This is a genomic window from Serratia sp. Sp408, assembly GCF_057180665.1.
Genome location: NZ_JBXUFT010000001.1, coordinates 520,422 through 544,474, shown reverse-complemented (window position 1 = coordinate 544,474; position 24,053 = coordinate 520,422). Strand labels below are relative to the sequence as shown.

Here is a 24,053-nt window from a genome sequence, read left to right as displayed (position 1 = left end):
TCATTCATGGCCGCTGCCAGGGGCAACGCTCGTTTTGCATCGACGGCGCGGGCGAAGTGACCTTTGAACGCGCCTCCTTCGTGGTGGATGAGGAAAATCATCAGCGGCTGGTAATGTACAGCGCGCTGGCCGATGCACCGGCCAGCGCGGCATTCGAGGCAATATTATCGCGAAACGCTAGAGTGCCATCTGCGACTGGGCGACGCCAGCCATCTTGCTGCCCAGCGCCTGCGCCGACGCCAGCAGCGCCTCGATATGCGGAAACTCCGGCGTCAGCAGCAGTTCAGACGTCACCACCTGCGCACCACAATAATCAAAGATGCCGTGATCGATCTGGGTCTGTATCGCGCTGGTATAGCCATAGCGGTCGTAGGTGCTCCGATCGGCGGCACCAATCGCCGCCAGATGCACCCGCAGATGCGACAGTTTCTTTTTCACCTTGCCATCACCACCGTCTTGATACGCCCAGCCGTTGGTGAACACCCGATCGATCCAGCCCTTGAGCTGGCCTGGCATCGACCACCAATATACCGGATAGACCAGTATCACGGCGTCGGCGCGATCGATACGCTGCTGCTCGGCCAGCACGTCCGCCGGGATGGGTGCCTGTAATTGAAATGCGCTGATATCATCGGTAGAAAAACGCGGGTCAAACCCTTCCGCCGCCAAGTCGGCGATCTCGACGCTGTGGCTGCCCTCGGCAATGCCCGCTGCGATGCGCTGCACCACGCCGTGAGTCAACGAGCTCTGAACCGGGTGTGCGGTAACGATAAGATAATGCATGTTAACCTCTCTGATTGCCGTTCTTCAGTAACTGGCGTAAACTATATACCATTAGTAACCTACCATTGGTATATTAGCAATGGCCAAATTTTCCACGCAACAAAAATCCGCCACGGCAATGCCGCGGCAACGTCTGTCACGCGAGGAGCGCAACCGTCAACTTTTGGATACCGCATGGCAGATAATCGGTCAGGAAGGAACGGAAAACCTGTCGCTGGGCAGGCTTGCTGAGCAGTCTGGCGTAACCAAACCGGTGGTGTACGATCACTTTGGTACGCGCCTTGGACTGTTGGCAGCGTTGTATCAAGAGTTCGACGCGCGCCAGAACGCGCTGTTTGATGAGCTATTACAAGCCAGCGAAGCCACGCTGATTGGCCGCGCCACGCTGATTGCCACCGCGTACGTCGATTGCGTGCTGCTGCAAGGACGCGAGATCCCCGGCATTATCGCCGCGCTGGCCGGTACGCCGGAGCTTGAAAAGATCAAACGCGCCTATGAAGTGGCATTTATCGAAAAATGCCGGCAGATGCTGGTGCCGTTCGCCAGCGGCAAGCAGATTGCCGCCGCGGGGTTATGGGCGATGCTGGGGGCGGCAGAAGCGTTGTCCTGCGCGGCGGTCTGCCAGCAAATCAGCGCCGATGAAGCCAAACGCGAGCTGCTCATCACCATCGTGGCGCTGGTAGAAAGAAGCTGAGACGCCATGCGCCCCGCGCTTATTTACGACTGTCGAAAATCAGCTTGCAGGCCAGGCCGGCAAACACGCCGCTCAGCAGATAGTTTGGCCAGCGAGCGCTGAACTGCCGCCCGGCGAAGCGGCTTTTCATCCCGCCGATCAGCAAAATGACGCCACCATTGATCGCCAGGCCGATCACGTTCAGCACCGTCGCCAACAGTAGCATCTGCACCACCACCGATCCGGCCTGTGGATTGATAAACTGCGGAAACAATGCCAGCACGAACAGCGCCATTTTGGGATTAAGAATATTGGTCCACAGCCCTTGCTGCAAAATGCGCCCGACCGCTACCGTCTGCAAGCCGGCGGTGGCCTGCAAATTGCTGCCCGTGCGCAGCGTTTTCCACGCCAGATACAACAGATAAGCCGCCCCCAACAGGCGAACCGCATCGTAAGCCAGCGGTACCGCCACAAACAGCTGCGACAACCCAAGCGCGGCGGCCAGAGCGTGGCAATAGGTGCCAAGCTGGATACCGGCCAGCGAGGCAAAGCCGGCGCGCCGCCCCTGGCTGAGACTACGCGAGGCGATCAACAACATATCCGGCCCTGGCGTAACGGCCAGTGCCAGGCAGGCGGCGGAAAACAGCAACAGCGTTGCAATGTCCATTCGATGCTACCTTATCATTCAGCGGGGAAGTTGCCTTCAATCATAATCCGCACGCGGCGTTTTACTAGAGCCACACGGCAAATTATTACACCCGGTGCTCAAGGCGGTTGGCGCCCGCCGCTCCCCCAGCAGATTCATTCCGGCCGCTGCCAGCAGGATCAGCGTCGCCCCGGCCAGTTGCAGCGCAACCAGTTGATGGCCGAAGGCAAACCGGTCGACCAGCATGGCCGCAAGCGGATAAATAAACGACAGCGAACCGGTGAGGTGGGTCGGCAATTTCTGGATACCGCCGTACAGCAATACGTACATCACGCCGGTGTGCAACACGCCCAGGGTAATCAAGAGCCCCCATTGCCCAGCGCTGGTTGCCACCCCAAAGTCCACCAGCGGCAGTAGCATCAGCGCGCCGACGCTGACCTGGATCAGTGCAATCACATGCGGCGGCGTACCGGTCAGGCGTTTGGCTGCCAGCGCCATCAGCGCATAGAAAAATGCCGCGCCAAGCGACAGCAAAATGCCCAACAGATAATGTTGCTGTTCGCTCTGCTGCCCTGGTTGCGACAGTACCACCAGAGCCATGCCGATAAACGCCAGCGTCAGCCACAGCATTTTACGCGCCGTCAGCTTTTCACCGAGCAATAGCGCCGCCAATACCACCAGCATAAACGGTTGGGTGTTGTACACCGCAGTAGCGATGGAAATAGAGGCGTAGGCATAGGCGGCAAACAGCAGCAGCCAGTTGATCACCAACGCAATACCACCCGCCACCGCCGTCAGCAATATGGCACGGTTCAACGTCGAGCGGCGCAGTTGTCCCCGTAGCCCACATACCACCAACAGCACCGCGGCGCCAAACACACAGCGCCAAAACACCACGTTGACCACCGGCTGGCCCGACATCAGCACAAACCAGCCAATGCTGCCGGAAATCAGCATCGCCGCAATCATCTCCAGCGAGCCGCGTTTAATTTCTGTCTTCATCTCGTTCCCCCGTGTTCAGAGGAAATAGTGTGCAACGATTTCTGCCGACAATACATGGCATAAAAAAGGCATTATCGTTTAAACTCCTTTTTATTGAAGGAAATTACCTAAATTAACCTAATGGAGTCGCTATGGACGATATCGATCGCCAAATGCTGGCCTTGCTGGCCGAGGATGCGCGCATGTCGCTGAAGATGCTGAGCGCCAAAGTGGGCCTGTCGTCGCCGAGCACTTCGGAGCGGTTGCGGCGGCTGGAAGAAAGCGGCGTGATCCAGGGCTACACCCTGAACGTCAATCTGCCGGCGCTGGGCTACGCGTTCCAGTCGCTGGTGCGCGTCAAGCCGCTGCCGGGCATGCTGAAGAAAGTGGAACAGATGATCGCCGAGACGCCCGAGGTGATCGAATGCGACAAGGTCACCGGCGAAGACTGTTTTATCGTGCGCCTGGTGGCTCACTCACTGGAGCAGCTCGACCAGATCCTCGATCGGCTGGCCGAACGGGCGCAAAGCAACACCTCGATAGTGAAAACCACGCCGGTGAAACGCCGCCTGCCGCCGCTGTGATACTCAGCGGCGTCGGCGTCGGGCAAACGGATTGGCGGCTTTTTTCTGCTTTTTTGCCGCCTCGGCCACCGACTTCAGCGCCGCTTTATGCGCCTTGTCAGCCTCCGGCACCTCGCGCTGCTCTATCGGGAATACCGGCAGCGCCGACAGCAGGCGCGCGCCGTAGCTCTTGGTCAACAGCCGGCGATCGTAAATCACGATTTCACCGCGGCATTCGTTGCTACGGATTAATCGACCGACCTGCTGGATCAAATTAAACGACGCGCTGGGCAGGCTTTGCACCTCAAAGGGATAACGTTTCAGGGTTTTCAGCCATTCACCTTCGGTGAGGATCACCGGGCTGTCGATGGGGGGAAACGCAATCTTGTGGATATGCACCTGAGTCAGCAGCTCGCCCTTGAGATCCAGCCCTTCGGCGAACGATTGCAGGCCGACCAGTACGCTGGCCACGCCTTTTTCCACCCGCTTGCGGTGTTCTTCCACCAAACGATAGCGTGGCTGATCGCCCTGTACCAGCAACATCAGACGCAGATCGGTCACGTAGCCAAGGAAGGTTTGCATCGCCCGGTTGCTGCTGAACAGGATCAGCATGCCCTTGTGCTGCGCGCCAGCTACCTGCGCTCGGAAGAAGCGCGCCATCTCCTCCAGATGTTCCGCTTCGGTGGCGATCGCCGGTTCGAACGTCATTTGCGGAATGACGATCTTGCCCTGCTCGACGTGGTTAAACGGCGAAGCCAGCACTTCGAAGCGATCGCCGGCCTTTTCGTTCAGCCCGCTCATCTCCTGCAGCCGCGCAAAGCTGTTGAGCGAACGCAGGGTGGCCGACGTTACCACCACGTGCGGAACATTGCGCCACAGCAGTTTTTCCAGCTGATCGCTGACGCGAATACCGACGCAGTGCAGATACAGATGGCTGACGTTATCGCGCAGCTCGCGCGTCACCCATTTGGAAATCGGTGCATTGGAGGATTTTTCCAGCGCGGCCAGCTTCCACAGTTTGCTCATCGCCTCCAGATAACCCAGCGTGCGACTCATTTGTAAAATGGCGCGATGCAGCCTCACGATGTCATGCTTGCCGCTCTGCTCGGTCAGATCGTTAAGAATAAATTCCGCCAGCCCACGCAGCGCATCGGTCAATTTGAACAGCCGCGCGCTCGCCTCGACCATCTCCGGCGGCAGCGCCCCCATCTCGAAACGGTATTCCGCCTCGCTGCCGTCGCCCGGCAGGTAGGCGCTCACCTGGTGTTCGAAGAGCTGCACCCGTTCGCGCAGCTCTTCGCAGTGGTTCTTCAAGCGTTCGCTATTCGACAGGCCTGGCGGGTTTTTCGGCCGGTACTGCACCATGCACTGTTCCACCTGACGCACGATCATATCAAGTTGCAAATTGGTCGACAGCGCGGTGATTTCGCCTTCAATTTCCAGCGCGTCGCGCGCCACCTCCGGCAGGTGGTGCCCCTCGTCCAGCACCAATAACAGCTCTTTCGGATTCGGCAGCACCGATTCGCTTTCCAGCGCCGCCATCACTAACGCATGGTTGGCCACCACCACGTCGGCGCTTTCGATTTCCTTGCGGGCAAGGTAAAACGGGCATTCGCGAATATAATGGCAGTTACGCCCGAGGCAGTTAACCTTGTCGGTGCTCAGCTTGGCCCACAGCGTGTCGTCGATCGACTGGGCGTAGTGATCGCGCAGGCCGTCCCACTGATGGCGGCTGAGCGAGGCGGACAGTTTCTGGCACAGCGCCTGCTCTTCGCCATTGGACGGCAGCCGTTCGTCGTCATCCAGGTAGAGCATCAAATCGCCCTGCTCGGCCACGTCGGTACTCATCGACGCCAGATTGCGTGGACACACATAGCGCCGGCGGCCAAACGCCCCGGTGAATTTCAGATCGGGAATGATCTTCTTCAGCAGCGGCAGGTCTTTGCTGAAGATCTGGTCCTGCAATGCCACGTTAGCGGTGCTGACCACCAACGGCTTGCCTTCGTCGCGCCCGACGGCGATGCCGGGGATCAGATACGACAAGGTTTTGCCCACGCCGGTCGGAGCTTCAATCGCCAGATGGCGCGGGTAATCGCCGGCCAGGGTTTTCGCCACTTCGGCAATCATCTGCCGTTGCGGCGCGCGGGAAATAAAATCCGGTATTTGCTGTTGCAGGGCTTTATACCACTGACCGATCTGAGTTTTAACTGAGGTAGAGAGCGCCATTCAACTCTTATCTAAACGAAATGATGGCGCTATTGTCCCACAAGCGCTGCGTACAGTCAGCCCACGTCTCGCCCAGCGTTCAATATTGCGCAGCGCCCCGCGTATCGTGGCGGGATTCAGACATCATCGGGACCAAATAACCAGTCTTCTCGCTGCGAGCTCACCACCACCACCATCACATCCTGCGGCGACAGTTGCAGGTTTTGCTGCAATAGCGCCGCCAGTCGCTGGTAGAAACGCTGCTTGGTCGCCGCAGTACGCGCCCGCCCCACGGTAATGTAAAACAGCACGTAATCCTCGGAGCGCGGCCCGCCAAGGTAATGGGCATCATAAATCAGTTCACCGGGACGATATTGGTCAATAACCTGAAACCTGTCGTCCGGCGGCACCTCGAACGCTTCAACCAGCGCCTGATGCAGCGAGTCTGACAGCGTACGCAGATAGGCCGGCGTTTTACCATTATGCAGTGCGATGCGGGTAAACGGCATGGCTCACTCCTCCATTTCGCGCAGGCGCGCTACCGCCGAGGCCGCCGCCGGCCAGCCGGCATAAAAAGCCAGATGGGTGATAAGCTCGGCCAACTGTTCACGGCTGACGCCGTTGCGCTGCGCCAGCTGCAAATGGAACGGCAGTTGCTCCAGCCGATTAAGCGCCACCAGCGCCGCCACGGTGATCAGACTGCGCTCACGCGCTCCCAGTTCGGGCCGCTGCCAGACGTCATCGAACAACACCGCATCGCTGAGCTGCGCCAGCTTGGGTGCGATATCGCCAAAGGCCTGTTGGCCGGCGCTTGATTGGGGGTTAGGGGTGTTTTGCATCTGCATGATGTCCTCCGGACAGTGATCGATAGCCTTACGCTACCCGTCGCCGACCGCGAGGAAAATCGGTATTTTCAGCACCAATGATTCAGAAAAACAGGACGATTATGCGCCACTACTCCAACGGGGCGACGTGATCGAAGTGCGCATGAAACAGCGCATTCAACTCCGGCAGTTGCTCCACCCTTTCGGCAATCGCCACCAGCCGCGGGCAATGCTGAACGAACCAGCGGCGTCCCGGACGCCAATTGCACATGACCGCAATATACAAATCCAACGCGCTGAAGGTGCGCCCGAGGAACCAGGGTCCCGTATCGCTGGCGGCGGCGGCAAACGCCCGCCACAGCTGTTCGCGGTGCGGCCCGATGGTCTCCTCCAGCCGTTCCGGATGACGGGTTTTCGGCAGCCATTTTTCCGGGTTGTCGCCATAGGTAAAGGTCGGATAGATGGCGCAATTGATGAACATCAGCCAACGCAGAAAGCGCGGTAACATGGCCGCGCCGGCATCGGGCACCAATTCGGCATGCGGCGCCCGGTCATGCAGCAGCAGAATAATTGCCGCGCTTTCGGTCATTATCTCGTCGTCCGGCAGGATCAGCGTCGGTACCTGCCCCAACGGGTTCATCGCCAGCAGACGGTCACGTTCGGGGCTGTCGACATCGTAGTCGACCTCTTCATAACCCCAGGGAAAGCCGGTCAATTCCAGTGCGGCGGCAACGATAGTGGAACCGCAACCACGGCAACCGAGTAATGTATAAGCCTCACGCATGATTCCTCCGCAGACCAATAAACCGTACCGTTAACTGTAGACCACCGTTTTGGCCTTGTCCGGCAGCGAATCGTGCCTTTGGCGGCGTTTTTTTCATCATTCAACATAGAAATAAATATTCTGTCATAAATACATCACACAACCTTGGTAAAAATTCTGCGCTGCGATAAATCCGACAGCAAACCTAACAGAAATAAGCTTGATGATAAGCGTCTTTTAATAGAGAAAAGCAGGGATAAATATGAAAACGAAACTTCTTGCCGTTATTATTCCGGCACTTTTGATCGCGCCTTCGACGTACGCAGCAGAAATTTATAATAAAGACGGAAATAAACTCGACCTGTACGGAAAAGTCAAAGGGCTGCATTATTTTTCTGATGATGCTGGCAGCGACGGTGACAAATCCTACGTCCGCTTTGGCTTTAAGGGTGCCACGCAAATCAACGATCAACTGACCGGCTATGGCCAGTGGGAATACCAGATTTCCGCCAACCATACCGAATCTGACAGCGCCAAGGACACCAAAACCCGTCTGGGCTTTGCCGGTCTGAAACTGAAAGACGTCGGTTCTATCGATTATGGCCGCAACTACGGCATTATTTATGACGTCGGCGCCTGGACCGATATGCTGCCGGAGTTCGGTGATGACGCCTACGTCAAGACCGACAACTTTATGAACGGCCGTACCAACGGCGTCGCCACCTACCGTAACAATGACTTCTTTGGTCTGGTCGACGGCCTGAAGTTTGCCGTACAGTACCAAGGCAAAAATGAAAACGACGGCCGCTCCAGCAGCAAGGCCAACGGCGACGGTTGGGGCTTGTCATCCAGCTACGAAATCATCGACGGCTTCAGCGTCGGTGCAGCCTATGCCTCGTCCAACCGCACCACAACCCAGAAACAGGGCAGCTTCGGCAAAGGCGATAAGGCCGACATTTGGGCCGCCGGCGTGAAGTACGACAATAACAACGTCTATCTGGCAGCGACCTACTCGGAAAGCCGTAATATTGTACCCATTTCCGGCACCGCCACCATTAACAGTTCCGCGACCTCAGTCAGCGGCTTCGCCAATAAAGCCCAGGGCTTTGAAGTGGTAGCACAATATCAATTCGACTTCGGCCTGCGTCCGTCAATTGGCTATGTGCAATCCAAAGGCAAGGATATTGAAAATCTCGGCGACGTAGACCTGGTTAAATATGTCGATATTGGCGCCTATTATTACTTTAATAAAAACATGTCTACTTACGTGGATTATAAAATCAACCAGCTTGATAGCGATAATAAACTGGGTCTGACCGATGATGATGTGGTCGCCGTAGGCCTGGTTTACCAGTTCTAAACCGTCATGCATAACCACCACTGCAATTTTTAGCTACGGCTAATTAACCTGTTCATGCATCTTTTACCGGGCGGCTGCGCCCGGTTTTTTTGTTTTCTGCCATCAGTCGGCAACGCGGCTTGTCATCGCTGGTAATCCGGTCTACATGTATAGCTTCTGTCGCCATCCGGAGTCATTCCATGCACGCCACCGAAGTTGAATACCATACTGCCCTGCGATACAGCAGCGATCGGCTGGCGCAAATTCTTACCCACTGTTTTGAAAACTATATCGTGCCGTTTGCCATGGAGGGCATCGCCTTTGCCAGTCGTTTCCACGCCGAAGACCTCAGCCTGAACCACAGCCTGGTGGTCACTTATCACCAACGGCCGGTGGCCCTGGCGCTGATCGCCCGTCGCGGTCGCCACAGCCGGATAGCCGCCCTGTCGATTCGCCCCGAAATGCGCGGTCAGGGGCTGGGCAAGGCGCTGATGGCGCGTCTAATCACCGACGCGCGGGCACGCGGCGACCGGCAGCTTTCTCTCGAGGTGATCGACGGTAACCATGCGGCGCTGGCGCTGTATCAACAGGCCGGGTTAGCCGTCAGCGGCACGTTACGCGGTTTTCATGCGCCACTCGACGCCGTGCCGCCTCCGCAACCGCTGCAAGAGATCGACCCACTGCTGCTGTCACGCCGCCTGATTGCGGACAACATCCTGTCATTACCATGGTTAATCGCCCCAGAAACGCTGTACAAATTAGCGGGCGGATCGCGCGCCTTTACCCTGCATCAGCAGGCGTTCGCCCTGGTGGCACCCAGCGCCGAACGATGCGCCCTGCGTATGGTTTACGTCCCGCAGGCGCTGCGTGGCAAGGGCTATGGCCGTGCGCTGCTGCAGGCGTTGCAGCACCAGTACGCGCCCTTGCCGCTAATGGCCAACGTCTACGTGCCGGAGTGCGCAGCCGGTTTCTTTACCCGTATCGGCTGGCGCGAGGAGCCGCTGCGGCAATGCGAAATGACCCTAACGCTCGGCGTGCCCTGAAAAGCGCCGGCGGCCAACCTACAACAATTTGTACATATAGCTGGTCGCATCCAGCGTATCGCCAAGGCTGGCACGGGCATACTGCGGGATGCGCCCTGCCAGCTGGAACCCCAGCAGACGGTACAGGCTCTCCGCCGGCGAATCGCTGACGGTATCCAACACCAACAGCTGACGCTGATGCGTTATGGCCAATTGCTCGGCCTGCTGCATCAGACGGTGGGCGATGCCCTGACGACGCGCCTGCGGATGCACCATCAGCTTGACGATCTCCGCCCGGTGGGCGCCATTAGCCGGCATCGCCAGCAGCAGTTGCACCGTGCCGACAATGCGTTGCCCGTCCCGTGCCGCCAGCATCAACCGCTCGCCGCTGGCGATCGCCGGCAGCAGGCCGTGCCAAAATGCCGCCGCCTGCTCGACGCTGAACGGCGTAACAAAGCCAATGCTGGCGCCCTGCCAGACGCTGGCGTGCAGCACCTGTGCCAGATCGGGGATAGCCGCTTGCGCTGCGGCGGCGTCCAATTGCTGAATGTCAATCATGGTTATGGCCTGCAAATGATAATGGTGTAATGGGCCGGCTGTGTGCCGGTAGCGTGAAACTGCGAACTGCCGGTCAGGCGATAGCGCAGGCAATCTCCAGCCTGCAGTCGAAACGGCCGCGCGTCGAGGGTCAACGTCAGCTCGCCGTCTATCATCCACAGATGGTGTTCCAGACCGTGAATCGACGGCGCGTCGTACTCGATGCGTGCGCCGGACTGTAATGTACCTTCGATAAATTCGGCCTGGTACAACGCGGTAGGCGGCGACACCGAACGCCGATGAAATCCGCTGGCGTGATCGACCCACACCGGCTGCTGTTGGCGTGATAACAACTCCGGCGGCTCATTATCCAGTTCGCTCAGCAAGCGTGACATGGTCAGGCCATATGCCGCGCACAGCGTGTTCAGCAGCGACGCCGTCGGGCTGGTTTCCATGCGCTCAATGCGCGACAGCGTCGCACGACTGATGCCGGTTTGCTGCGCCAATGCCTCCAGCGACCACCCCCGTTGCTGGCGCAATGCCACCAACCGCTGCGCCAGGCGCTGGTCAATGTCGTTCTGTATCTGCTGCATGCTTACCCCCTTAACATCTCAATTAAGAGAAATTATCTCAAATAAGGGAATTTGCAAGCGTATTTTCACATCATCCCGCGCAGGGTGATAAAAATCAGCATGCTGAACAGCACCACCAGCAGCATATTGCGTAGAAAGAACGCCAGAATAACCGCAAACAGCGCGCCCCAGAGGTAGGGATTTTCCGCCACGCCGCGCCAGCGATCGTCGCTGTACATCACGATCGGTCCACAGATGGCACTCAACACCGCCGGCACCGAAAATCCCAGCAGCGTATGCATGCGTGCCGACAGCCGCAAACGCAGGCTCGGCGCCAGAAAAAAGTAGCGGTTGAAAAACACCACCAGCGCCATCAGCACGATAATTAGCCACACCATCATTGCGCCCCCTTACTGCAGAGCAGCCCCACCATCATTGCCGTCAGGGTGGCAATCACCAGCGCGCCGGGGATTTGATAGTGGTGCAGCACCACCGACAGCAATAGCGCGCTCAGCGAACAGGCCAGTATCGGCAAGGTGCGGATCAGCGGAACCACGATGGCGATAAAGGTGGCGGCAATGGAAAAATCCAGCCCGTAACCGTCAAGGTCGCCGAGGCTGGCAGCCGCGATCCCAAGCCAGGTGGCCAAAAACCAGCAAATATAAAACGTCAGCCCGGCACCCAGCGCATACCAGCGGTTAAAACGCGCCGGCCCTTGCTCGCCGGTCAGGGCAAACAGCTCGTCGGTGAGCAAAAAGCCCAACAGCAGTCGCCAACGCAGCGGCAGAGGCGCAACACAGTCTCGCAATCGCAGCGCATAGAGAAAATGCTGTGCGGTAATAAAAAAGGTGGAAACCAGGATCGCCAGCAACCCGGCACCGGTTTTAAGCATGCCCAGCGCCACCAACTGCGAGGCACCGGCAAAGACGATGGCCGACATGCCCAGCCCCTGTGCGGCGGTCAGGCCACTTTGCATCGCCATCGAACCGGCCAGCATGCCCCAGGGCAGCACCGCCAGACACAGCGGTAGCATCGCAACCGCCCCCTGTAACGCAGGCCGTAATATTGGCGTAGGTGTCAGTGTAACGGGATGGTGCATGGCTCTCTCCGGCAAAAAAGAGCAGCCTAGGTGATGGAGGCGGCGCCGGTATTGCACGCCGTTGCGCAGTTAGCGCAGTTAGCGCAGTTAGCGCAGTGAATTGACGTAATCGCCGGGGGTGACGCCCATCGATTTACGAAAATGGCGGTGAAAATGGCTCTGATCGTGAAAACCGCAGGCCAGTGCGCTTTCCAGCACCCCATGCCCGCGTTTTAACATGTCGCGTGCTTTGCGCAAGCGCGCCTGGATCTGATAGGCATGCGGCGGCAAACCGGTAACTCGTTGAAACTGGCGCAGCAGATAATACGGGCTGAGCGCCACTCGATCGGCCAGTTCGAGCAGCGAGATGTCAATCTCCGGAAAGTCGTCGAGCAACGCCTTGACCAGTGCCACCTGGCGTTGCGCCCTGCTCTGCGCCGCCGGCTCAATGCGGCTTTTGCCATGGCGCAACATTAGCCAGGTCAAGGCGGAGAACAGCATGGTTTCCTTCAGCAGGCGGTTTTCCTTACCGTGCAACAGGCCAAACGCCAGCCGCAGTTGCTCCGCCAGTCCAACGTCATGCACCACCGCCTGCGGGAAATGGGGCGCGCCGCCGCCGCTGGTTTTCAGGTCACGCGCCAGAGTGGCCAGCAGTTCCGGTGTGGGATACATCGCCTGGTAGGCCCAGCCGTTTTCTGCTGCCGAGCTGCCGGTGTGGACTTCGTCAGCATTCACCAGAATGATGCTGCCGTGCGGCGCTACGTGCTCGCCGCCGGAACGGTAGAATCGCTGCGCACCATCGTCGATAACGCCAATGCAGTAACCTTCATGACTGTGACGGGAAAACGACTGGCGCAGATAACTGGCCTGCAATACCTCCAGCCCACCGAGTTCATCGAGGTGCATAAAGTGCGTTTGTTCTTGTCGTCCCGCCTGGGCTTGCCTGGTCATCGTTACCTCCGCCAATGCCAGCTATTCTAGCATTGGTCGGAAGTCGGGTTTTGTACAAAATTGCTCGCGTTGTGCGGCAGATAGGCGCAACGCCAGGCAGAATAGACCGCCATCAATGGCGCCAGGGCAAACAGCAGGAACAGCCAGCGAGCGGCCGAGCTTGCGCCTGCGCTGCCACCCGGTACGTTCAGCCCTGCCAGGTTGGCTATCAGGCCAGCCAGCGCGGCGCCGAAGGCGGTGGCAAACAGTTGTACCGTGGTGATCGACGCGCCGGCGATGTCCCTGTCGCTTTCCGGCGCCGTCTGCAGTATCCGCGTCAGCAAATGCGGCCAGCCGAAGCCGATGCCAAAACCGACCAGCGTCAATGCAATAACGATCGGCGCCAGCGTCGTCCAGTGACCACCAGACGCGATCGGCATCAGCAGCCCCAATGCCAGCAAGCCTGCCATCACCAGCAGCGGCCCGCTGAAAATCGCCCGGCGAATGCCCGCACCGCGCCAACCGGAACTGAGGATTTCGGCCAGCGTCCAGCCGGCGGCCATGGTAGCGGCAATATAACCGGCGATCAGCGGTGACTGGCCGTGCAGTATCTGCAGGAAATACGGCACGAAGATCTCGCTGGTCATGCCGACCACCAACAGCGAAACGGTCAGGTACAGCGCTGCCTGGGTCGATCCACGCCGCAGCGCGCCCTGTGGCAGCAGGCGGGCGCGGGAATGCGCCTCACGCCGCAACAGCCACGCCATTAGCAGCAGTGCCAACGCAATGCCGCCCACGTTGACCCATAGGTTGCTCGCCAGACTGCCGGCCGAAACGATCAACACCGAGGCCGCCAACAGTGTCAACTGCGCCAGCGGCAACGGTGCTGCCGCCTGCTGCGCTTTGCCCTTCGGCAGAATGCTGAAGGTAAACGCCGCATAGAGCACCATGATCGGCAACAGAATACCGAATGCCCAGCGCCAGGCGTGCAGCTCGGCAAAGATGCCGCCGACCGCCGGCCCGATCAACGTCGCAATACCCCACATGGCGGACACCAGCGCCATGGCGCGTGGCCAGAGCGATTGATGAAACACCAGATTGATCATCGCATACGACAGCGCAAAGATCAGGCCGCCGCCAAACCCCTGCACGGTGCGTCCAATCAGCATCACCGGCATCGACGGTGCCAGCGCGCACAACGCCGCGCCGATGATGAAAAACAGCGACGCCACCAGATAGGCGCTGCGGGCGCCGTAAGCACTCAGCAACCGCGCCGACAGGGCGGAACCCAGAATCGACGCCACCACGAACAGCGTGGTGTTCCAGGCATACAGATTCAGCCCGCCGATATCCTGCACCACCGATGGCAAAATGGTAGTAGCCACCAGAATGTTGACGGCATGCAGCGCCACCCCGAGGGACAGCGCAATGGCACTGGCGGCGTTTTTACCGGAGAACAGGTCGCTCCAGCGAGTTTCATCATCAGTTATCACGTTTATCATTCCGTTTCAGCGTATCGGTGATTGAGTTAAAGGTTAGATTGCGTTAAATTTAACAAGTGTTAACTTGGAATAATTAAGGGTGAGGCGGTGAAATATGTCAAGGATTAGCTTGGAAAATGGCGAATGCACAGCACATTCTGTCAGCGACCGTTTATTGAAGCTCTTGAAAACCCGTGGCCCGCAACAAGCATCCGACGCAGGCAAAGCCCTCGGCACCACCGGCGAAGCCGCACGCCAGCAGTTCGTCAAACTGGCGAAAGAGGGGCTGGTGGAAGCCAAGGCGGAAACCCGCGGCGTGGGCCGCCCGGTACAGCTGTGGCAGCTCACGCCGGCCGGTGACGCCCGCTTTCCGGACACCCATGCCGAACTGACGGTGCAACTACTGCGCACGGTACGCGACAAGCTGGGGGAAAACGCGCTGGATGTGCTGATTGAAAGCCGCGAGCAGGAAAACCGCATCAATTATATTCAGGCGATGGTGGGGGCCGCCACGCTACAGGAACGCGTGGCGCGACTGGCGGCCATCCGCTGCCGGGAAGGCTATATGGCCGAATGGTGCCAACTGCAGGACGGAACTTTCCAACTGGTGGAAAATCACTGCCCGATCTGCGCGGCAGCCAGCGTATGCCAAGGCTTCTGTCGCACCGAGCTGAGTATTTTCAGCGAGGTGCTACGGGCGCAGGTCGAACGCGTTGAACACATTCTTGCCGGTGCGCGACGCTGTGCCTATCACATTTCTCCCGTTTAATCGGCCGCCACCGGGTGAATTAGGAACCCAAGCAGTTGTACCACTGTTGCGAGTTGTATAAGTTTACCTTTCGTCACCCTGTTTCCTGCGGTGGCGCATGCAACGAGGAGACGCAATGGCGGTTTACAGCATTGGCGAAGTGGCGCAGCTGTGCGGAATCAATCCGGTGACGTTACGCGCCTGGCAACGCCGTTATGGGCTGTTAAAGCCGCAGCGTAGCGAAGGCGGCCATCGTCAGTTTGATGACAGCGACGTGGCGCGCATCCGCGCGATAATCAGCTGGATCGCCCTTGGCGTACCGGTTAGCCAGGTCAAGGCATTATTGGCCGGTGATGCGCCGGCCAGCAGCCAGGCCAACTGGGCTCTGCTGCAGCAGCAGTTGATGGGTCTGCTGCATGCGCCGGCGGCCAACGCGCTGCGCAACCGCCTCTACGAATTGGGCCGCGAATATCCGGTCAATGCGCTTATCGACCACGTACTGCGCCCGTTGCGTGCCCAGTTGAGCGCGGCAAATCCCCTGTTGCAATCCCTGCGCGCGTTGCTAGACGGCATCATCATCGAATATGCGGCGTTTTGCATGACCGCCGCGCGGAAAAAACCGGGGCAGAACGCACTGTTGCTGGCGTGGGGAGCAAGCGCCGATCGCACCGAGCTATGGCTGGAGGCGATCATTCTGGCCAAGTCCGGTATGCGGGTCGATCTGCTGCCGGAGCCGTTGGCGCAGCCGCAGCCGCAGTTGTTCAAGGCCGATCGCTATTTTCTGCGCGCCGAAGGGGCATTGAGCGCCCCGCAGCGCAAACAGCTCGCCGTCTGGCAGGAGCTCGGGCTGGATATTACCCTGATCGGCAGCAGCGCGTTATTGACCGAGATGGAGCAGCCATGAGACTGCACGCCGGATTCTGGTTGGCAACGCTTGGCCTCGGCGCCTACTGGGCGCTGGCAGTGCTGAGCCGAGACACCACGGTAGCGCTACTGTTGGCGGGCGCGGCCTTGTCCCTGATGTTCACCGCTGCGCCGCGCCGCAAGTGGGTGCTGTTGGCAACGTTGGGCGGTATCGCGATGGACGCGGTCTGGTGTTACACCGGGGTGTTGAAATTCAGCGGGCATGGCAGCGTGCCGCTGTGGATGATGGCGCTGTGGCTGACCTTTAGCTGCTGGTGGTGCTGGTTGTTGAGCCTGGTAAGAAGTGCGAGCTGGCCGGTAGCGGTATTTGGCGCAGTCTTTGGCCCTCTCAGCGCTCTGATTAGCTGGAAACTGACCGCCATCACGCCGCTGATGGCCCCCGAGTTGATGTTATTGGTGCTGGCCATTGGCTGGGCCATTTACCTGCCTGCGGTAAGCTGGCCGCAGATGCGCCAATCCACCGCGCGCTGACGCCGACACCTTGCGCGGATTTTATGCTGCCATCGGCGTGTTTTTACCAAATTTTAACAATAAAATTCGTTGCTTATTACATGCCGCTTGGGGTTTACTAACCCCCTTCCCACTATTTTAGCCTACCGATAAAAACCCATGTTGAGTCAACAAAGTCGTAGTCTGTTACCGCTGATTGGCGCTCTGTTTACGTTGTATATAGTCTGGGGATCGACCTATTTCGTTATTCGCATCGGGGTCGCCAGTTGGCCGCCATTGATGATGGCCGGCATCCGTTATCTCAGCGCCGGCATTATTCTGTTCGGCTTTCTGGCACTGCGCGGCCATGCCTTGCCGACGCTGAAACAATGGTTCTCCGCCGGTGCTATCGGCATTCTGTTGCTGGCGGTCGGCAATGGCCTGGTCACCGTGGCGGAGCATCAGGAGGTGCCTTCCGGCATCGCGGCGGTGATGGTAGCGACGGTACCGCTGTTTACCCTGTGCTTCAGCATGTTCTGGGGCATCCGCAACACCAAACTGGAATGGGCCGGCATTGTGCTCGGACTGGTAGGCATCGTGCTGCTCAACACCGGCAATAACCTGGTTGGCAATCCCACCGGTGCGCTGCTGATCCTGCTGGCTTCCGCCAGTTGGGCATTTGGCTCGGTGCTCGGGTCACGCATTTCGCTGCCCGCCGGGCCGATGGCCGGCGCCGCCGAAATGCTGGTGGCTGGAGCGGTGTTGCTGCTGGTCAGCCAGCTCAGCGGTGAGCGCTTGACCAGCATGCCAACCGCCGGCGGCTTTTTCGCACTCGGCTACCTGATTGTTTTCGGCTCGATGCTGGCGATCAGCGCCTATATGTTCCTGCTGAAAAACGTACGTCCGGTGGTAGCAACCAGCTACGCCTATGTCAATCCGGTGGTGGCGGTACTGCTCGGCGTCGGCTTCGCCGGCGAGACGCTGGAACTGCGCGAATGGCTGGCGCTGCTGGTGATCGTTTCCGCCGTGGTGCTGGTGACGCTGGGCAAGTATCTGTTCCAGCGCCCAAGCCGCGTCGAATCGCTGGAGTGACCGACAGCGGCCGCTAGGCCGCCTGATTCAGCGGGCATTGGCGACCAGCCAATCCTTGACGTCAGTGAGCGCAATGCCATGGCGCGCGTTGTAGCTGGTCGACAACGGCCAGGCTACGCCATCGGGGCGGGCAAACGCCAGCCGATATGCGGCGGCGCTATCGTCGGGACGAGCATCAACCGCCGCGCGCAGCGTTTGCCGCTCCGCCACCACCAGGGTAAACCGCTGGTGATAATGCCGGCTCAATAGCTCGGCCAGTTGACGGTAGCTCAAGGTATCGCCGGCAACATAGACCACCTGGTTTTGGTACTCGGGGCGATGACAGAATATCGCCGCCGTCAGGGTGCCGATATCCTGCGGCGTCGTCAGAGTCAAGGCATAATCCGCATCACCGAGCGCAAGCACCCGGCGTGCCGGCACATCTACTACCCCAAAAGCAGGCTCGAACAGGTAGCTGGTAAACATGCCGGTCGACACGATAACCCAGCGTGTTTGCTGCTGGCTGCGTAACAGCTCACGCACCTGCAGTTGTTCATCCCACACCGGTTGCCCACTGCCTTGGCCAATGCGGTCATAATCAACGCCAAACTGCCAGGGGATATAACGGCCGACCCCGGCGGCCAGCACCGCACGGGTGATCTTCAACTGCGTACCGGGCCCGCCGACGAAGCCACTGCAGTTGATCACTGCATCATACTCGGCAAAGCACTGCGCCAACTGTTGCGTTGATTGGCGGCTGAAATCAGCGCTAACGATGGCAATATTCCAGTCAGCCAATTGCCGGCGTCGAGCCAGATCGCTGGCCTGTTGTCGCTGCAACGATGCCGGCCGCAACAACACGCTCAGGCGCATCTCCGGATGCATCTCGCGCTGTTTGACAAATCCCTCAAGCACCGCCATTCCCAGTTCACCTGCGCCGAGAATCAGTATGTCGCGCCATTGACGCTGCGTGGTATCGTTCATATGCTCCTCCTGTGATTGCGGCCTCATGCTGCCAACCCAGCGCAGCAGTTGCAATCAGGTACACCGATGATACCGGGGAATTTATGAAACTCAGTGCGGCGCAGGCAGCCCAATTTTCACGCATTTGTGATGCGCTCAGTGAACAGGACGACAGTCTGAAACGCGAAGTATTGACCCATGCCGGCAACCGCTGGTCGCTGGGAGTGATTTACGCACTGGGCACCCAAGGCACGCTGCGTCATGCGCAACTGGCGCGCGCCTTGCCCGGCGTGACCCAGCGCATGTTGACCAGAACCCTGCGCCAGTTGGAGCGCGACGGTTTGATCTCCCGCCACGACCATCAACAGAAAACGCCGCATCCGCGGGTGGATTATCAATTGACGTCATTGGGCGAAGGCATGCTGCTTAATATGTTGCCGCTGTGGGAATGGATTGTGGGTCATAGCGAAGCATTTCGTCAGGCACGAGAGGCGTTTGGCCCGCAGAATTAGCGCTTAGTCGCAACAACGCTCTCGGTAGGCTTTTGAATTTATTGCAATAAAAATCAGCGCTTGGCAAGGGACTTCACAAAGCACGCACAAGGATTATAATTGCCGCTGTTCTAAGCAACCTGCGAAAATAATTCCATGCTGAAAAAAGCGTTTGTCATCATCATCGCCCTGTGCGCCTTTGGTTCCCTTGGCGGCGTATTCCTGGCCGGGCTGAACATCTATACCCGCTCCACCACGCCACAGCAAGAAACCACCAGCGAAAGCGCTGCCCCGAGCGTAACCCCTGCGCCAGTGGTCGACACGCACTGATCCTCAGGCGGCGCTATAGCGCCGTTACGCCAGCCTCGGCGGCCTGCTGCTCCAATTGTGCAATCACCTGATACTCCGCACGCGTCACCAGGCTAAAATCACCGATCAACAGGCTATCGCTGGCCGGATGGTTGACCATTTCATTGGCCGCAGCGCGCAATATTTCCAGCTGTGCCGCCGGGGTGCCCGCCGCAGTGATTAACGGCAGACCGGGTACCGACGCGGTACGCCCGATGATCTTCAGCCCGGTCAACGCCTGCGGCTGCGCGCGTTTCAACAATTCCAGACTGACGCTGTCGATGGCGGCAATATCCGCCTTGCCGCGCTGAATCAGCTGCAATGACTGATAATGCGCGCCGGAGGCGATCGCCTTGCTGAAGAAACGGCCGTTGTCCGCCAGCGGCGCAATCAGGGCGCGCAGACTGTTGTAGCCGGATTGCGAGTCGGTGCTGTTGTAGGCGGCTACCCGGCCGCGAAAATCCACCAGCCGCTGGCCGGGATCGTTGTCCCGTACCACCAGCCAACTGCTGTAGTTCGGGCCGTTGCACCCTTCTACCCGAAAGTGATAGGTACCCACCAGCTGCACCTGCGGCAGATAGGCCACCAGCGGATAACCACAGGTTTGGCTGAGCAGCAGGTCCGGCCGCTGCCAGTGTTGCGCCAGATCCTGCGGCCAGTTCAAGGTTTCCGGCACCTCCACCAGGCCAAGCCGCAGCAATTTGTCACGCAGCGCGCGCCAGAACGGTTCAACCTGTTGCCGAGTGACGCCATACATGGGCAAAGAGACCTGCATGATAATTCCCTCATCCTACGGTAGACGATGTGGTCAGCGTCTGCTGACGCCAGGCGGTGAGATGATTCACCCAACGCTCAAAGATCCTATCGATAATGATAGCCAGTAAAGCCACCACCAGCGCGCCCTGAATCACATAGGCGGTATTAAAACCGCTCAGGCCGATAATAATCGGCGATCCCAGCGATTTGGTACCGACCGTAGAGGCGATCGCCGCGGTGCCGATATTGATGATTACCGACGTGCGAATACCGGCCACGATCACCGGGGCGGCCAGCGGCAACTCGACGCGCCACAGAATCTGCCGTGGACTCATGCCAACGCCTTGCGCTACCTCGCGCGTGGCGGCGGGTAGCGAATCAATGCCCGCCAGCGTACCCTGCAGGATCGGCAACAGGCCATACAGCACCAGCGCGATAATTGCCGGCTGTTCGCTGAATCCCATTACCGGTACCGCGATCGCCAACACCGCCACCGGTGGAAAGGTCTGGCCAACCGCCACCACCGTTTCCACCAGCGAACGAAACTCTTTGCCGGCCGACCGGGTTACCGCCACGCCGGCCGTCACGCCGATCAGCACCGCGATCAGGCTGGAAACCGCTACCAGCAGCAGGTGCGCCAGCAGCAGCGAAATAAAGCTGTCCTGCTGGTAGACCGGCCGTTGCAGATCGGGGAACCAGACGGCAAACAGCCCCTGCAGATGGTTCATGCCGAACACCAGCGCCAGCAGCAGCGCGATCAGCCACGGCAACGGATCGCGCCATCCGCGTCGCCCGCCAGCGCCCTGCGGCGCGCCGACGCGGCTCATGACAGCGCCCGCTGCGCAATCAGATCGGCAAAATGCAGCACGCCAAGCGCTTCGCCGCGCGCATTGACCACCGGCAGGCAATCACTGCCGCGCGCCACAAACACCGACAGCGCTTCACGCAGGTTCATCTCGGCCGCAATCGGCTCTCCTTGCGCCTGCCCCGGCCGTACCCGTTCACCGACGCTGCCCAGCGCCAGCAGTTTGATGCCGCGATCGCTGCGGCCAAAGAAATCGCGCACAAAGTCGTTCGCCGGCGCGGTCAGCATTTCCAGCGGCGTGCCCTGCTGCACCACCCGACCGGCGTCCATCAGCACGATACGATCGGCCAGCGCCAGCGCCTCGTCGATATCGTGCGTCACCAATACGATGGTTCGCCCGGACAGCTGGTGAATACGCGCCACCTCGGTTTGCAGTGCCGCGCGGGTCACCGGATCGAGCGCGCCGAACGGCTCGTCCATCAGCAATACCTCGGGATCTGCCGCCAGCGCGCGTGCCACGCCGACGCGCTGCTGCTGCCCGCCGGACAGCTGATGCGGATAGCGCCGTCGGAACAGCTCGGCATCCAGATGCAGCAATTCCATCAGCTCGGTTACCCGGTCGCGAATGCGCGCACGCGGCCACTTCAGCAACTGCGGCACCGTGGCAATGTTCTCCTCCACCGTCCAGTGCGGGAACAGGCCTATCGACTGGATGGCGTAGCCCATGCGTCGCCGCAGATCCTGTGGTTTGAACTTGTGGATCTCTTCACCGGCGAAATAAATCTTGCCTTGGTCATGCTCGATCAAGCGGTTGATCATTTTCAAGGTCGTTGACTTGCCGGATCCGGAGGTGCCGATCAGTACGGTGAAATCCCCTTCGGCAATGTTCAGCGACAGCGTATCCACCGCCGCTTTGCCCTGAAATATTTTGCTTACCTGGTCAAAGTCAATCATCGGCGCTTCACTTCCAAAGCTGAAATAATGAATTTAAACAGCGAGTCGACCATCACGGCCATCGCGATCACCGGGATCACGCCGAGCAGCACCAGATCGAGCGCGCTGCTGAGCAATCCCTGGAAAACGATGGCGCCGAAACCACCGGCGCCGATCAGTGCCGCCACCACCGCCATGCCGACGGTTTGCACCGCCAGAATGCGCACACCGGTCAAAAACAGCGGCAATGCCAGCGGCAACTGGATACGCAGGAAAATCTGTCCGCGCGTCATGCCCATGCCAAGCGCGGATTCAATCACGTTGGCCGGCACGCTTTGCAACCCCGCCACCACGCTGCGCACCAGCGGCAGCAGCGCGTACATCACCAACGCCACGATCGCCGGCGCCAGGCCAATGCCGTTGATACCATGCTGTGCCAGCCAGGGAAACGCCGCCGCCAGCCCGGCCAGCGGTGCGATCAACAGCCCGAACAGGGCGATCGACGGCACCGTCTGGATGATGTTCAAGGTCGAGAAAATCGGCGTCTGCCAGCGTTGCGAACGGTAGCACAGCACCCCGAGCGGTGTGCCAATCGCCAGCGTCGGCAGCACGGTAAGCAGCAAGATGGTCAGGTGCTGCAACAGCGCGGCGTCGAACACCTCTTGCCGGTTGCGGTACTCCTTCAGCAGCGATAGCCCGTCCAACTGATGGCTGAACAGCAACGCCACCGCCGGCAACAGCACCAGCGTATTGCCGACAATGCGCCACAGGTGCGAGGGGGTGATGCGCGCGATGGCGTCTGCCGCCATCAACAGACTCAGCGCCAGCATCAGCCAGCAGCCGCTGCCCCAGGAGGTGCGCGCCAACCGGGAACCCTCCAGCGCCAGCTGCTGCGCGCCATGACCGCTGAGCCAGAAAATCAGGCCCAGCAGCGCCGATGCGCAGATCGCCGTCAGCAGCGCAAAGCGCCGCAGCGGCGGCAGCAGGCTGAGCAGCGCCAGTGCGCCCAGCGGGAGCAATAGCCACAGCGCAGCGCCGTGTAACAGCGAGAGCAAGCCGATGCTTTTGCCCGACAACAGGCGATTGGGGGCATAACTCAGAAATGGCAGGCTGAACGCTGCCAGTATCAACAGGATAAACAGCGTCAGTAAGACGCGGTTTTTCAGGACGCTAGTCAAACAAACTCTCCGGCTCCATGGTGTGCCCATGTCGCCGGGACGAAGACCGTGCTTCGCCCCGACGATGTATTATCCCTTGATCAACCCTTTTTGTTTCAGATAGCTTGCCGCAACCTGTTTCGCATCCTGCCCTTCTACCGCTATCTGCGCGTTCAGTTGCTGCAGCGTCGGGCCATCCAGGGTGGCGAACACCGGCTTGAGCAACTGGGCAATATTGGCATGCTGTTTAAGCGTCGCCTCGCGGATCACCGGCGCCGGCGCATAAATCGGCTGGACACCCTGCGGATCTTCCAGCGTCTGCAGACCAAGCGCCGCCACCGGACCGTCGGTACCGTAGGCCATCGCCGCATTGACGCCAGAGGTTTGCTCCGCCGCCGCCTTGATGGTCACCGCGGTATCACCGCCGGCCAATGACAGCAACTGATCCTGGTTCAGCGTGAAGCCGTAGGCGTTTTGGAAAGCCGGCAACGCATCCGGCCGTTCAATAAATTCCGCCGAGGCTGCCAGTTTGAACTTGCCGCCGCCGTTGATCCATTTGCCAAGATCGGCCAGAGTTTTCAAGTGGTTGGCATTGGCGACGTCCTGACGCACTGCGATGGTCCAGGTATTATTGGCCGGTGCGGCGTCCAGCCACACCAGCTTGTTTTTGTCGTAATCGAGCGTTTTGACCTTGTCAAAACCGGCCTTGGCGTCCTTCCACGCCGGATCTTTCTCATCGGCAAAGAAAAACGCCCCGTTACCGGTATATTCCGGATAGATGTCAATCTCACCGGCGACGATCGCCCCGCGCAGCACTTTGGTGGTACCAAGCTGTAATTTATTGGTGGTTTTGATGCCGTTGGCTTCCAGTACCTGAACAATGATATTGCCCAGCAGCGAGCCTTCGGTGTCGATTTTTGACCCTACGCGCACCGAGTCGGCAGCCTGTGCCGTGCCAGTGGCCAACGTGACGATGCCCAGCGCCAACGCCAGAAAACGGCCGCGTGAAGAGATAAATGCCATTGTTGCTT

The 24,053-nt window shown here is 59.3% G+C and carries 29 protein-coding genes; 10 read left to right on the top strand and 19 right to left on the bottom strand.

Annotation, left to right across the window (positions count from 1 at the left end; translation table 11 throughout):
- Positions 1–177: 177 nt before the first annotated feature.
- Entirely contained in the window at positions 178–783 is a 606-nt protein-coding gene (locus AC2AXP_RS02715) for an NAD(P)H-dependent oxidoreductase (protein WP_484381403.1), read from the bottom strand.
- 79 nt (positions 784–862) lie between these two features.
- On the opposite strand from AC2AXP_RS02715, the gene AC2AXP_RS02710 reads away from it, so the two are divergent.
- A complete protein-coding gene (locus AC2AXP_RS02710; protein WP_198772816.1) occupies positions 863–1,477 on the top strand; it encodes a TetR/AcrR family transcriptional regulator in 615 nt (204 codons plus the stop codon).
- Positions 1,478–1,496: 19 nt separating this feature from the next.
- On the opposite strand, the gene AC2AXP_RS02705 is transcribed toward AC2AXP_RS02710, so the two are convergent.
- Both AC2AXP_RS02705 and AC2AXP_RS02700 read right to left on the bottom strand, forming a co-directional pair.
- The gene (locus tag AC2AXP_RS02705) at positions 1,497–2,123 is read right to left on the bottom strand and encodes a LysE family translocator (RefSeq protein WP_004965461.1); all 627 of its coding nucleotides are present in this window, start codon (positions 2,121–2,123) and stop codon (positions 1,497–1,499) included.
- Between the two features lie 36 nt (positions 2,124–2,159).
- Positions 2,160–3,104: a DMT family transporter gene (locus AC2AXP_RS02700; RefSeq protein WP_198772817.1), complete on the bottom strand. Its 945-nt coding sequence runs from the start codon at positions 3,102–3,104 to the stop codon at positions 2,160–2,162.
- 131 nt (positions 3,105–3,235) lie between these two features.
- On the opposite strand from AC2AXP_RS02700, the gene AC2AXP_RS02695 reads away from it, so the two are divergent.
- The gene (locus AC2AXP_RS02695) at positions 3,236–3,667 is read left to right on the top strand and encodes an Lrp/AsnC family transcriptional regulator (RefSeq protein ID WP_004965465.1); all 432 of its coding nucleotides are present in this window, start codon (positions 3,236–3,238) and stop codon (positions 3,665–3,667) included.
- A 3-nt stretch (positions 3,668–3,670) separates the two neighbouring features.
- Here the strand turns inward: AC2AXP_RS02695 and dinG are convergent, their stop codons facing one another.
- The 4 genes from dinG to AC2AXP_RS02675 form a co-directional block, all read right to left on the bottom strand.
- Entirely contained in the window at positions 3,671–5,872 is a 2,202-nt protein-coding gene (dinG, locus tag AC2AXP_RS02690; RefSeq protein WP_004965467.1) for an ATP-dependent DNA helicase DinG, read from the bottom strand.
- Positions 5,873–5,988: 116 nt separating this feature from the next.
- A complete protein-coding gene (locus AC2AXP_RS02685) occupies positions 5,989–6,360 on the bottom strand; it encodes a tautomerase family protein (protein WP_371901457.1) in 372 nt (123 codons plus the stop codon).
- Positions 6,361–6,363: 3 nt separating this feature from the next.
- Positions 6,364–6,696, bottom strand: a complete 333-nt coding sequence (locus tag AC2AXP_RS02680; RefSeq protein ID WP_004965471.1) for a carboxymuconolactone decarboxylase family protein — start codon at positions 6,694–6,696, stop codon at positions 6,364–6,366.
- Positions 6,697–6,805: 109 nt separating this feature from the next.
- Positions 6,806–7,459 carry a glutathione S-transferase family protein gene (locus tag AC2AXP_RS02675; RefSeq protein WP_004965473.1) on the bottom strand — a complete coding sequence of 218 codons (654 nt, stop codon included), beginning with the start codon at positions 7,457–7,459 and terminating at the stop codon, positions 6,806–6,808.
- A gap of 241 nt (positions 7,460–7,700) precedes the next feature.
- Between AC2AXP_RS02675 and ompC the strand changes: the two genes are divergently transcribed.
- Together ompC and AC2AXP_RS02665 are read left to right on the top strand one after the other, a co-directional pair.
- Positions 7,701–8,798: a porin OmpC gene (gene ompC / locus AC2AXP_RS02670; RefSeq protein WP_004965475.1), complete on the top strand. Its 1,098-nt coding sequence runs from the start codon at positions 7,701–7,703 to the stop codon at positions 8,796–8,798.
- A 179-nt stretch (positions 8,799–8,977) separates the two neighbouring features.
- Positions 8,978–9,820: a GNAT family N-acetyltransferase gene (locus AC2AXP_RS02665; protein WP_430298961.1), complete on the top strand. Its 843-nt coding sequence runs from the start codon at positions 8,978–8,980 to the stop codon at positions 9,818–9,820.
- An 18-nt stretch (positions 9,821–9,838) separates the two neighbouring features.
- Here the strand turns inward: AC2AXP_RS02665 and AC2AXP_RS02660 are convergent, their stop codons facing one another.
- The 6 genes from AC2AXP_RS02660 to AC2AXP_RS02635 all read right to left on the bottom strand — a co-directional run bounded on the left by AC2AXP_RS02660 (position 9,839) and on the right by AC2AXP_RS02635 (position 14,409).
- On the bottom strand, positions 9,839–10,357 hold the full coding sequence (locus AC2AXP_RS02660) for a GNAT family N-acetyltransferase (RefSeq protein ID WP_004965480.1): 519 nt from the start codon (positions 10,355–10,357) through the stop codon (positions 9,839–9,841).
- Between the two features lie 2 nt (positions 10,358–10,359).
- A complete protein-coding gene (locus tag AC2AXP_RS02655; protein ID WP_004965482.1) occupies positions 10,360–10,929 on the bottom strand; it encodes a helix-turn-helix domain-containing protein in 570 nt (189 codons plus the stop codon).
- A gap of 65 nt (positions 10,930–10,994) precedes the next feature.
- Complete coding sequence (locus tag AC2AXP_RS02650) at positions 10,995–11,309, bottom strand: AzlD domain-containing protein (protein WP_004965484.1); 315 nt, start codon at positions 11,307–11,309, stop codon at positions 10,995–10,997.
- Positions 11,306–12,007 (bottom strand): AzlC family ABC transporter permease, encoded by a 702-nt coding sequence (locus tag AC2AXP_RS02645; protein ID WP_039992326.1) that lies wholly within the window; start codon positions 12,005–12,007, stop codon positions 11,306–11,308. Before AC2AXP_RS02645 ends, AC2AXP_RS02650 begins: the two co-directional genes overlap by 4 nt.
- An 87-nt stretch (positions 12,008–12,094) precedes the next feature.
- Positions 12,095–12,937, bottom strand: coding sequence for an AraC family transcriptional regulator (locus AC2AXP_RS02640; protein WP_004965488.1), 843 nt, complete (start codon positions 12,935–12,937; stop codon positions 12,095–12,097).
- A gap of 26 nt (positions 12,938–12,963) precedes the next feature.
- The gene (locus AC2AXP_RS02635; protein WP_039992826.1) at positions 12,964–14,409 is read right to left on the bottom strand and encodes an MFS transporter; all 1,446 of its coding nucleotides are present in this window, start codon (positions 14,407–14,409) and stop codon (positions 12,964–12,966) included.
- 103 nt (positions 14,410–14,512) lie between these two features.
- On the opposite strand from AC2AXP_RS02635, the gene AC2AXP_RS02630 reads away from it, so the two are divergent.
- From AC2AXP_RS02630 to yedA, 4 genes are all read left to right on the top strand, one after another.
- Positions 14,513–15,166, top strand: a complete 654-nt coding sequence (locus AC2AXP_RS02630) for a helix-turn-helix transcriptional regulator (protein WP_004965492.1) — start codon at positions 14,513–14,515, stop codon at positions 15,164–15,166.
- A 115-nt stretch (positions 15,167–15,281) separates the two neighbouring features.
- Positions 15,282–16,049, top strand: coding sequence for a MerR family transcriptional regulator (locus tag AC2AXP_RS02625; protein WP_039992327.1), 768 nt, complete (start codon positions 15,282–15,284; stop codon positions 16,047–16,049).
- Positions 16,046–16,540: a DUF2878 domain-containing protein gene (locus AC2AXP_RS02620; RefSeq protein WP_004965495.1), complete on the top strand. Its 495-nt coding sequence runs from the start codon at positions 16,046–16,048 to the stop codon at positions 16,538–16,540. Before AC2AXP_RS02625 ends, AC2AXP_RS02620 begins: the two co-directional genes overlap by 4 nt.
- A gap of 138 nt (positions 16,541–16,678) precedes the next feature.
- Positions 16,679–17,590, top strand: coding sequence for a drug/metabolite exporter YedA (yedA, locus tag AC2AXP_RS02615; RefSeq protein WP_004965498.1), 912 nt, complete (start codon positions 16,679–16,681; stop codon positions 17,588–17,590).
- Between the two features lie 27 nt (positions 17,591–17,617).
- Here yedA and AC2AXP_RS02610 read toward each other — a convergent pair whose 3' ends face one another.
- Positions 17,618–18,553, bottom strand: a complete 936-nt coding sequence (locus AC2AXP_RS02610) for an aromatic alcohol reductase (protein WP_371901455.1) — start codon at positions 18,551–18,553, stop codon at positions 17,618–17,620.
- 83 nt (positions 18,554–18,636) lie between these two features.
- Between AC2AXP_RS02610 and AC2AXP_RS02605 the strand changes: the two genes are divergently transcribed.
- Both AC2AXP_RS02605 and AC2AXP_RS02600 read left to right on the top strand, forming a co-directional pair.
- The gene (locus AC2AXP_RS02605; protein WP_004965503.1) at positions 18,637–19,044 is read left to right on the top strand and encodes a winged helix-turn-helix transcriptional regulator; all 408 of its coding nucleotides are present in this window, start codon (positions 18,637–18,639) and stop codon (positions 19,042–19,044) included.
- A 135-nt stretch (positions 19,045–19,179) separates the two neighbouring features.
- Positions 19,180–19,353: a hypothetical protein gene (locus tag AC2AXP_RS02600; protein WP_004965504.1), complete on the top strand. Its 174-nt coding sequence runs from the start codon at positions 19,180–19,182 to the stop codon at positions 19,351–19,353.
- A 13-nt stretch (positions 19,354–19,366) separates the two neighbouring features.
- Here AC2AXP_RS02600 and AC2AXP_RS02595 read toward each other — a convergent pair whose 3' ends face one another.
- Genes AC2AXP_RS02595 through osmF form a run of 5 tightly spaced genes read right to left on the bottom strand, consistent with a single transcriptional unit; the run spans position 19,367 to position 24,045 of the window.
- Entirely contained in the window at positions 19,367–20,146 is a 780-nt protein-coding gene (locus AC2AXP_RS02595; protein ID WP_371901454.1) for a phosphate/phosphite/phosphonate ABC transporter substrate-binding protein, read from the bottom strand.
- 10 nt (positions 20,147–20,156) lie between these two features.
- Positions 20,157–20,954 (bottom strand): ABC transporter permease, encoded by a 798-nt coding sequence (locus tag AC2AXP_RS02590; RefSeq protein ID WP_430298959.1) that lies wholly within the window; start codon positions 20,952–20,954, stop codon positions 20,157–20,159.
- Positions 20,951–21,886: an ABC transporter ATP-binding protein gene (locus tag AC2AXP_RS02585; protein WP_004965510.1), complete on the bottom strand. Its 936-nt coding sequence runs from the start codon at positions 21,884–21,886 to the stop codon at positions 20,951–20,953. Before AC2AXP_RS02585 ends, AC2AXP_RS02590 begins: the two co-directional genes overlap by 4 nt.
- Positions 21,883–23,073, bottom strand: a complete 1,191-nt coding sequence (locus AC2AXP_RS02580; RefSeq protein WP_050763136.1) for an ABC transporter permease — start codon at positions 23,071–23,073, stop codon at positions 21,883–21,885. The genes AC2AXP_RS02585 and AC2AXP_RS02580 overlap by 4 nt, the downstream gene beginning before the upstream one ends.
- Positions 23,074–23,112: 39 nt before the next feature.
- Positions 23,113–24,045, bottom strand: coding sequence for a glycine betaine ABC transporter substrate-binding protein OsmF (gene osmF / locus AC2AXP_RS02575; protein ID WP_198772822.1), 933 nt, complete (start codon positions 24,043–24,045; stop codon positions 23,113–23,115).
- Positions 24,046–24,053 lie beyond the last annotated feature (8 nt).